Here is an 8,283-nt window from a genome sequence, read left to right on the forward strand (position 1 = left end):
AGGCCAAGATGGACGGCCACGTCCTCTACGAGAAGGAACGCCTCCCCGGCCTCACCCCCCACGAGCTCGATGTCATCAAGGCCGAACAGGCCGACGTCTTCGGCAAGGTCCACGTCCCCGACGGCGCCGCCGACATCAAGCTCCCCACCGAGCCCGTCCACGACATCCCGACCGGCACCACCCACGAACCCCACGGCACCGGCCACAACCCCGGCACCGAACACCCCAAGCCCGACGGAGACCACACCCCCAACGGCACGGACCACACCCCCGGTGACCACACTCCGGGAGACCACACGGGCGGTGGCGACCACACTCCGGGAGACCACACGGGCGGTGGCGACCACACCCCCGGTGACCACACCGGAACTGGCGACCACACCGGCGACTCGGACCACCCGACCACCGGCGGCCACGACGGCGATCAGCAGCCCCCCGCTGCCGGCGAGGCAGCCCCGAACACGCCGCCGACCGAACTGACCCCGCAGGAAAAGATCGCGATCGAGCAGCGCCTCAAGGAGCTCGAAGAGCGCTTCCCGGACGACTTCAGCGAGCTGGAGAAGGACCCGGACAAGAGCTGGAAGGTCAACCCGGGTTCGAGCGACGAGGCCCGGGTCGGGCTGGACCTGCGCGAGCAGGGCAAGCTTCCCCCCGACATGCAGCGTCCCCCGGAGCGAGGCCTCGGCGAGTTCTATGTGCCGAGTAATGGTGAGTACTATGACATCAAGGGCGTGCACTCGGATTGGCCCCCGCTGAACAATCAGCGCGACCGGAGCAAGCCGTTCGGCGGAGCCTACAACCCAGCTCACAATGAAAAGTTCGTCGAAAAGCTCGACGATCAAATCGTCGAAAAGGGCCGAATCGTCATCCTGGATATGCGCAACGCTAATCAGGCTGCCATCGACGACCTCAAGGCCGTCATCGAACAGAAGGGTTGGGGCGATCGTGTCATCTGGTATCCCTGACAGGTGGTATCCGAAGAGCCTGCCCCTGGACCAGGACGCGGCAGCACAGCTCGGCGCGTGGGTCACGGCGTCCGATGGCAAGGCTCTGGAGGCCATTGAGCTCGACCTCCGCGGAGCCAACCTCTCCGGCGGGGACTTCACCTCGGCGTGGTTCACCTACGCCGTGCTCGCCGGCGTCTCCCTGGCAGGTGCGGAGCTCTGGCGCGCCAACCTGGAGAACGCCGACCTGACCGGCGCGAACCTCACCCGCGCCAGCCTGGTCAAGGCCTCTCTGGACGAAGCCACGCTGCGGTCCGCATGCCTGGACGGCGCCGACCTGACGTCGGCCTCGGTGTACGGGGTCGACGCCCGAGAGGCCACCTTCCGGAACGCCGAATTCCCCGGTGCCTCCCTCCTCCGTGTCGACCTGCGCGGCGCCGACCTGTCCGACGCCACCATGGCGAACACCTCGTTCAAGGTTCGCGTGGACGACCACACCGTGCTCCGCGGTCTGTCCGGCACGCTGTCCGGCCCCGTCACCGTCGTCACCGGCGACACCGAGCAGGAACTCGACGGCGTCGCCCTCGAGAAATGGCTCAGCGAACGCGGCGCCGAGGTTGAGGTACTCAGCGGCGAACCCGTCACGTATTACGCGATGTTCAGCGGAAAATACACGCGGGAAAATCCCCACGGGGTCATGCGACGCCGCGTTGTCGGCGGCATCGACGTCGACGAGGCCTTCACCCGCAACCTGCGCTGGGAACCGACCGAATACCTGCGCCGGTATTACTTCGGCCACAACGACATCGACCATGCCGAAATCTCCAGGGCCGGGGTCGACGCCTTCATCAAGCGCGTCAAGCAGGCACTCAGCAGCCCGTCCCAGGAGAGCTGACCTCCGGGACTCATGGACGCCCGATGGCCCGACCACCACTCCGGCGGTCGGGCCATCGGATTTCGTACGTTCACACCGGAGGTGGCACCGTGATCGCCAGTACGCCGGTCGCCCGTTGGACCTGGGGCGACTTCATCGAAGGTGAGGACGAGCTCCTCCGCTGCCTCACCGATCTGCTCACCGCACGGGCCGTCCTCGCCTCTCACCGGCTGGTGACCGGCGAACCCAGGATCCGTCTCACCGTCGCGGAGTCCGGCAAGCCGTGCGAGAAGCTGTACGAGGGCGAGCTCCCCGCGAACGGCTCACCCGAGGAACTGGCGGCCGTGGTCCGCTCCGCCCTGCGACCGGGCCCGATCGGCTCCGTCGACGCCACGATCTCCCCGGCCGGCATGCTGCTCAGCCCTGCGGGCGACGTCCGTACAGAAGGCCTGTTCCGTCTCTCGGTGTCCACGTACACGGACTTCGCGGCCGTGGACCTGACGACGTTCTCCGACGCCTGGCTGCCCTTCGACCTCAGAGGCCGACCCCAGCCCGCCGTCCACGAGGCGAACGCGCCCCGGCTCGCCGCTGCCCTCGCCGAGCTCACCGAAGCCCTCGGCTCCGACATGGACCCCGAGGACCCGACGTACTTCGGCACACCGACCGAAACCGGCGTCGACCCCCACTTCGACCGGGACGGGGCCCCGTCCGACACGTGGTCGCGGTTCGAACTGCTCCGCCGGTACGGCAGGTTCACTCAAACACCCGGCTACGAGGGCAGCGACTACCGCCGCACGACGGACGGCGACGTGCGGTTCGTCCAGATCGCCGACGAGCACGGCACACTCGGCTACCTCTGGGCGGCCGAAGCCGAGAACGCCGCGAGCTTCGAGCCCGTCGACGTCGACAACGAGGAGCGCTATCGCGCCGCCCAGGCCTGGCTGGACCGCCTGAGCTCGGCCCACGACCGCAAGCTGTCACCCATCCGGGCGCTCACCGAACTTACCGGCCGCGCACCGGAGGACACCAAAGGCCCGGTCGCCCTGGCGACACTGCGCAACCGCGCCGCGTGGTCGACGAAGAGCCTGCCATTGGACCAGGAGGCCGCCGCTCGCCTCGGTGCCTGGGTGACGGCAGCGAACCGCGAGCCGCTGGACGCCACCGGCCTCGACCTGCGCGGAGCCGACCTCTCCGAAGGACACCTCGACGGCGCACTGCTCACGCGCGCCGTGCTCGCCGACGTCTCCCTGGCCGATGCGGGGCTCTGGGACGCCCGCCTGGAGAAGGCCGACCTGACCGGCGCGAACCTCACCCGCGCCGTCCTGGTCAGGGCCACCCTGGACGGGGCCGCCCTGCGCTCCGCCTGCCTGGACCGCGCAAGCCTTACCTCCGCCTCCCTGATCGACGTCGACGCCACCGCCGCGACCTTCCGCCGCGCCGACCTCACCAACGCCACCCTCCTCCAGGTCGACCTGCGCGGCGCCGATCTGTCCGACGCCACCACGGCGAACACCTCGTTCATCGTCACCGTCGACGAGCACACCGTGCTCCGCGGCCTGTCCGGCACGCTCTTCGGCCCCATCACCGTCGTCACCGGCGACACCGAGCAGGAACTCGACGGCGTCGCCCTCCAGCGGTGGTTCGCCGACCAGGGCGCCGACGTCGAAGTCCTCAGCGGCTTCGTCTACTACGCGAAGCTCCACAGCGGCGAATCCCGCGAGAACCCCAGCGGAATCGCGCGCCGCAGTTCGGCGGACGGCATCGACTACGACGAGGCCTACACCCGCAACCTCCGCTGGGAGCCGACCGAATACTTCCGCCTCTACTACCTCGGCCACAACGACATCGACCACGTCGAGATCACCAGGGCCGAAGCCGACGCCTTCATCAAGCGCGTCAAGCAGGCCCACGAGGAGGACCGATGACGCAGAGCGATCGAGCCCGGGCAACGCTCGACCGTCTCACCGCCATCGACTGGTGGGACGAGGATGCCGCCTACGCCCACGCCCCTTCGCGCTCGCGCCTGTTCCGCGAGTACCTCCGCCGCTCGGCGCTCTGGGCACAGGCGTACCAGGCCGACCGCAACTGGCCCTTCGTCGACCTCGCCGTGCACGTCGACCCGCACGTCCGGATCGACGCGGAGCTCGCCGCCGAACTCGATGCGTTCCTGGAAGCAAACGTCTGGCACATCCGGGCGAAGGGCGTGTGCCGCGCCGCATTGCGCTGGGCGGCACTGCTCGACACGTCGACGGTGCGGCTGCCCGATCTGCCCGACCCTTTCGAGCCGCTGCTGCTGATGCTGGAGCGGGGAGGCTGGTGCCTGGTCATCGAGAACCGGGTCGCCGACTTCGCCACCCTGCGCGTCCCCCTCGGGACGTGGCAGGACCACCTGAGCACCGAGCCGGTCGTCCAGCTCGAACGGTCCGCGCTCGACGCCCTCGACGCCCGGGCGACAGCCTCGGGAAAGTCCTGACCGCTCGAACGGGCCGAAAGCCGCGCCGGCCCGACCACCATTTCGGTGGTCGGGCCGACAGGCACTTCCCCGGGGTCTACGTCGGGAATTCGCCGACCCAGCCACGGCGGAGCAGGTGGTGCGGCAGGTACTCCGACTCGACGTCGACGGGCATGTCGGCGTCGTGGGCGAGGCAGGCGATCGCGAGCGGGGCGAGGGCGACCAGGCCGGTGGCGTTGACCGAGCGGGCCTCGTTCGCGGTCCAGTACTCCTTGTGCCAAGTCAGGGCGTCGGCCAGGGACTTGTTAAAGGCCTCGCCCTCGCGGCGCAGGTAGAGCTGGAAGAGCTCCAGCGGCGGGTAGAGGATCTTCAGCATCAACTCGGCGCCGGCGATCCGCGCGTCCTCCGGAGCCGTTCCCTTGATTGCGGCGACGAGGGATTCCCAGGTCTGGGGATCGCCGGACCAGGCGAGCTGGAGCGCCCGGATCCAGTGGTAGACGTATTCGTCGAACTCCATCCCGGACGCGCGCAGGAACTCGACGGGCACCTGGGCGAGTTGGTCGATGCGGTCGTCCTCGCGACAGATCACCGCGAGGTAGAACGCCTTCAGCCAGCTGCCCGCGTTCAGGTAGTCCTGCGGCCCGGTCGCGGGAAGCTTGCGGACCTCGCCCTCGACGCCGACCCGGCACTCCACCGGGCCGTCCTTCGCCGTGCCGGCGGCGAACAGGGCGGACCCGGTCTGCATGGCCAGCACCCACGCCTCCCAGGTCCCCAGGGCACCGGCCCTGGGGTCCTTCGCGCAGCGCCAGTCCGCCGCGGCGAGCGTCATGTCGAGCGCATCGGCACGGTCGTACTCGGAGGTCTCGATGCCGTCGACGGCCTCGTTGGCGGACTCGATGACCGGTGCCATGGCCTGGTCCGCATTGTCCGTGCGGAATTCGTGGCGCGGAACGCGCGTTGTCATCTGATGTCCTCAGGTTAGAGGTGGAATTGTTCCATCACGCCGCCATCGTAAGCGCCGGCGATGTCTTCCCTGGCCTTGACCAGCACGTACTTCAGCTTTCCCGCCTTCAGCGCGGCACGGAGATCCTTGGCTATCTCGGCGTCCCGTCCGCCGCGGGAGGTCATCTCCGCCAGGATCGTCCGGACGTAGGGCAGGGTGCCCTGCTGGACGCGCATGCCCTGGGCGCCGCCGTGGTCCTCCGCCGGATTAAGCGGGTCGGGGTCGGCCTTCCCCTGGCGCCAGTCGGGGCCGTTGGACGGGGCCTTCTCCTCCACCAGGAGGTACTCGTCGTTGGGGAGCTTGTACGCCCCGTCGAACATGTTCGCGCCGTTGGGAGTCTTGGGGAGGTCGATGATCTCGGCCTCGGGGAACTTGTGCGGGATCACGTGCTTGACCGCGACCTGGTGACCGAACTCCTCCGAGATCTTGCTGTTGTTCTTGACCCCGGGGAGCCGGTCGTCGAACGCCTTCCGGGCCGCGTCGACCGCCGTTTGGGCCTTCGCCTTCGCCTCGGGAGTCGTCGCGTCGTGCAGCGCGATCTCCGCGTTGTTCAGGTTCACCGACACACGGCGGTCCATCGCGGCATCCCGGAGAGGCTTGAGGGCTCCGTCGGGGACGGTGTCGAGCCCGAACGTCTTCTTGCCGAAGGTGGTCGCCTTCGGGCCGTTCGGGAGGTCGTGGGTGGCGACGTAGTGGCCGTTGGCGTCCTTCGCCAGCTGCGGGAGCTCGACGCCGTCGACGAGGGCATCGATGCTCTGACGCTTGACGACACCGTTCTTGTCGACCCGGTAGTGCTCCTCGAACCAGGCCGGATCATCGTTGGCCAGCCGGACGTGCTTGTCCATCAGCTCCTTGCGCCGCTCCGGACTGATCTCCGGCTCGCCCTGGTGCGGGCCGTTGCCCTGGTTCTGGTGGCCGTGGCCGCCCGTTCCGGAGCCGTCGTGCCCACCAGTGCCGTCGTGCCCGCCGGTCCCCGAGCCGTCGTGCCCGCCCGTGCCGTCGTGCCCACCCGTGCCCGCACCGTCGTGCCCGCCGGTCCCCGAGCCGTCGTGCCCGCCCGTGCCCGCGCCATCGTGCCCGCCCGTGGTCGGGCCGTCGTGGCCACCCGCGCCCGGGCCGTCGTGGCCGGCTCCGGACGGGTTGAGGTCGTTACGGGGGCCCTCGGGGGCGTGGCCGCCGGGGGTGTGGTCGGGGGCGTGGCCGCCGGGGGCCAGGTGGTCGGGGACGTGGTCCGGCACGTGGTCCGGGACGTGGACCGGTTCGGAGAGGTCCGAGCCGAGCTTGATGACGCCGTCGCGGCCGCCGACGCCCGCCATCTCGGGCACCTTGGCCTTGGCCGGGACGACGGGGTTGTGGGGCTTGACCGGGTCGTGGTCCGCGCCGGTGTGGTCGCCGGGGAAGTTCTCCTTCGGCGCTTCGCCGCCGTGCTGGCGGATGTTGCCGGCCTCGTCGTAGACGTTGCCGTGCGGGTCCATGTACTCGACCTTGCCGCCGTGCTCCAACTTGATGGTGTTGGGCGGGAGTTCGACGGTCTTCTCGGGGAACTTGATCCCGCCGTCGGCGGTCTTGATCGCGCCTTCGGGGATCTGGGCGCCGGGCGGGAGCTTGAACGAGCCGTCGGGGAGCTTGATGGCGCCCTCCGGGATGGAGACCGCCTTGTCGAGGTTGATGCTGGGCATCTTGAAGTCGGTGATGCCCTTCAGGCCCTTCATGACGTCGCTGACCTTGGAGATGCCGAAGCCGGCGCCCTTGAAGACGTACGTCATCGGGTCGATGGCCTTGCCGACCTTGCCCGCGACGGACAGCGCCTTCCCGGCGAGACCGGCCTTGCCCGCGCCCTCCGCGGCCGCGCCCTCGCCGCCGGTGAACACCGTGGTGAGCACGTTGAACGTGACGGCGCCCGCCGCCCGCGAGGGGTTCGAGCTCCACTGGTCCCAGGCCACCAGCGCCTTGCCGGTCTCCTTCACGGCGGTGCGCGAGTCCCGCAGCCAGGACGGCAGGTCCTTGTCCGGCATCGCCCAGAACGCCGGTCCCACGCCCGGGATGCCCGTGATGACGAGTCCCGTCGCGAGCTTGGCGAGGCCGGTCCAGGCCTGCTTGCACGCGTCCCAGCCGCCGAAGCCGACCAGCGTGCCCAGGCCCTTGATGGTGCCCCAGACGCCGTCGATGATGACGCCCTTGCCGAACTCGATCACCTGGTCCGGCAAGTCCCACCAGGGGATGTCGCGGTCGACGGCGCTGCCCCAGGGCAGGTCCTTGGAGTCCTTGAGGTCCTTGGCGTTGTAGCCGTACATGTCGTCGGCGTTGGAGCCGTCGTTGACGCGCAGCGGCTTGCCGCCGACCAGGGCGACGATCTTGGCGTACGCGTCCCGCTCGACGCCCTGGAACTGGGTCCAGGCGTCGGCGATGTCGTTGCGCCGGTTGTTGTTCTCCTTGACCTTGTCCTCGTCCTGGCGCCAGTCGTGGTTCTTGTCGGCCATCGCCTTGAACGCGATGGCCTCGTCCTTCAGGGTCTTGAGCCTGTCCCTGATCGGCGCCGCGTCCTTGGAGTACTGCCCCAGCGCGCCCGAGATCGTGCAGACGTCCTGGCTGAGCTTCAGGCCCAGGTCCGACACCGGCTTCGTCGTCCCGAACAGCTGGTCGGCCTCGGGCGCCTTGTAGAACGCGCTCAGGGCGCCGAAGCTGGTGTGCACGTCCCCGGCGGCCGAGGCGATCTTCGCCCCGCCCGTCGAGATCGACTTGACCTTCTCGTCGAGAGTGCCCAGGTTGCCCGTGAAGACCGGCACCTCGGCCGGGTTCACCGGATTCTCGTCGCTCACGTCCTACCCCCCGTGTCGAGCGTGTGTCAGCCGATGTTGTCGACCGCGGTCTTGGCGCGGGCGACCGTCTGCTGCGCGGTGCTGTCGTTCTCCTCAAGCGTCTTGCGCAGCAGCGAGATGATGTTGCGCACCTCCTGGGAGACGTTCTTCCAGCGCAGCTCCTTGGCGTGGTACTCCTCGGACACGCCGTC

The 8,283-nt window shown here is 69.2% G+C and carries 5 protein-coding genes and 1 pseudogene; 4 read left to right on the plus strand and 2 right to left on the minus strand.

Going from position 1 to position 8,283, the window contains the following annotated elements; genetic code table 11:
* The 4 genes and pseudogenes from ACFXDE_RS43355 to ACFXDE_RS43370 form a co-directional block, all read left to right on the plus strand.
* Window positions 1–965 (plus strand): annotated as a pseudogene (locus tag ACFXDE_RS43355) (hypothetical protein); the annotation flags it as partial.
* Complete coding sequence (locus ACFXDE_RS43360) at window positions 946–1,839, plus strand: pentapeptide repeat-containing protein (RefSeq protein WP_380499725.1); 894 nt, start codon at window positions 946–948, stop codon at window positions 1,837–1,839. The pseudogene ACFXDE_RS43355 and the gene ACFXDE_RS43360, both read left to right, overlap by 20 nt.
* Window positions 1,840–1,928: 89 nt before the next feature.
* Window positions 1,929–3,743: a pentapeptide repeat-containing protein gene (locus ACFXDE_RS43365; RefSeq protein WP_380499726.1), complete on the plus strand. Its 1,815-nt coding sequence runs from the start codon at window positions 1,929–1,931 to the stop codon at window positions 3,741–3,743.
* The gene (locus tag ACFXDE_RS43370) at window positions 3,740–4,291 is read left to right on the plus strand and encodes a hypothetical protein (protein WP_380499727.1); all 552 of its coding nucleotides are present in this window, start codon (window positions 3,740–3,742) and stop codon (window positions 4,289–4,291) included. Before ACFXDE_RS43365 ends, ACFXDE_RS43370 begins: the two co-directional genes overlap by 4 nt.
* 76 nt (window positions 4,292–4,367) lie before the next feature.
* Here ACFXDE_RS43370 and ACFXDE_RS43375 read toward each other — a convergent pair whose 3' ends face one another.
* On the minus strand, window positions 4,368–5,234 hold the full coding sequence (locus tag ACFXDE_RS43375) for an immunity 49 family protein (RefSeq protein ID WP_380499728.1): 867 nt from the start codon (window positions 5,232–5,234) through the stop codon (window positions 4,368–4,370).
* A gap of 14 nt (window positions 5,235–5,248) precedes the next feature.
* Window positions 5,249–8,092: a hypothetical protein gene (locus tag ACFXDE_RS43380; RefSeq protein WP_380499729.1), complete on the minus strand. Its 2,844-nt coding sequence runs from the start codon at window positions 8,090–8,092 to the stop codon at window positions 5,249–5,251.
* Window positions 8,093–8,283 lie beyond the last annotated feature (191 nt).

It is taken from the genome of Kitasatospora sp. NPDC059408 (assembly GCF_042751525.1).
Classification (GTDB): Bacteria; Actinomycetota; Actinomycetes; order Streptomycetales; family Streptomycetaceae; genus Kitasatospora.

Bases quoted from the DNA above. Each gene is read 5' to 3' on its own strand.
- ACFXDE_RS43375 (WP_380499728.1), bottom strand. From the start codon at position 5,234: ATGACAACGCGCGTTCCGCGCCACGAATTCCGCACGGACAATGCGGAC.
- ACFXDE_RS43370 (WP_380499727.1), top strand. From the start codon at position 3,740: ATGACGCAGAGCGATCGAGCCCGGGCAACGCTCGACCGTCTCACCGCC.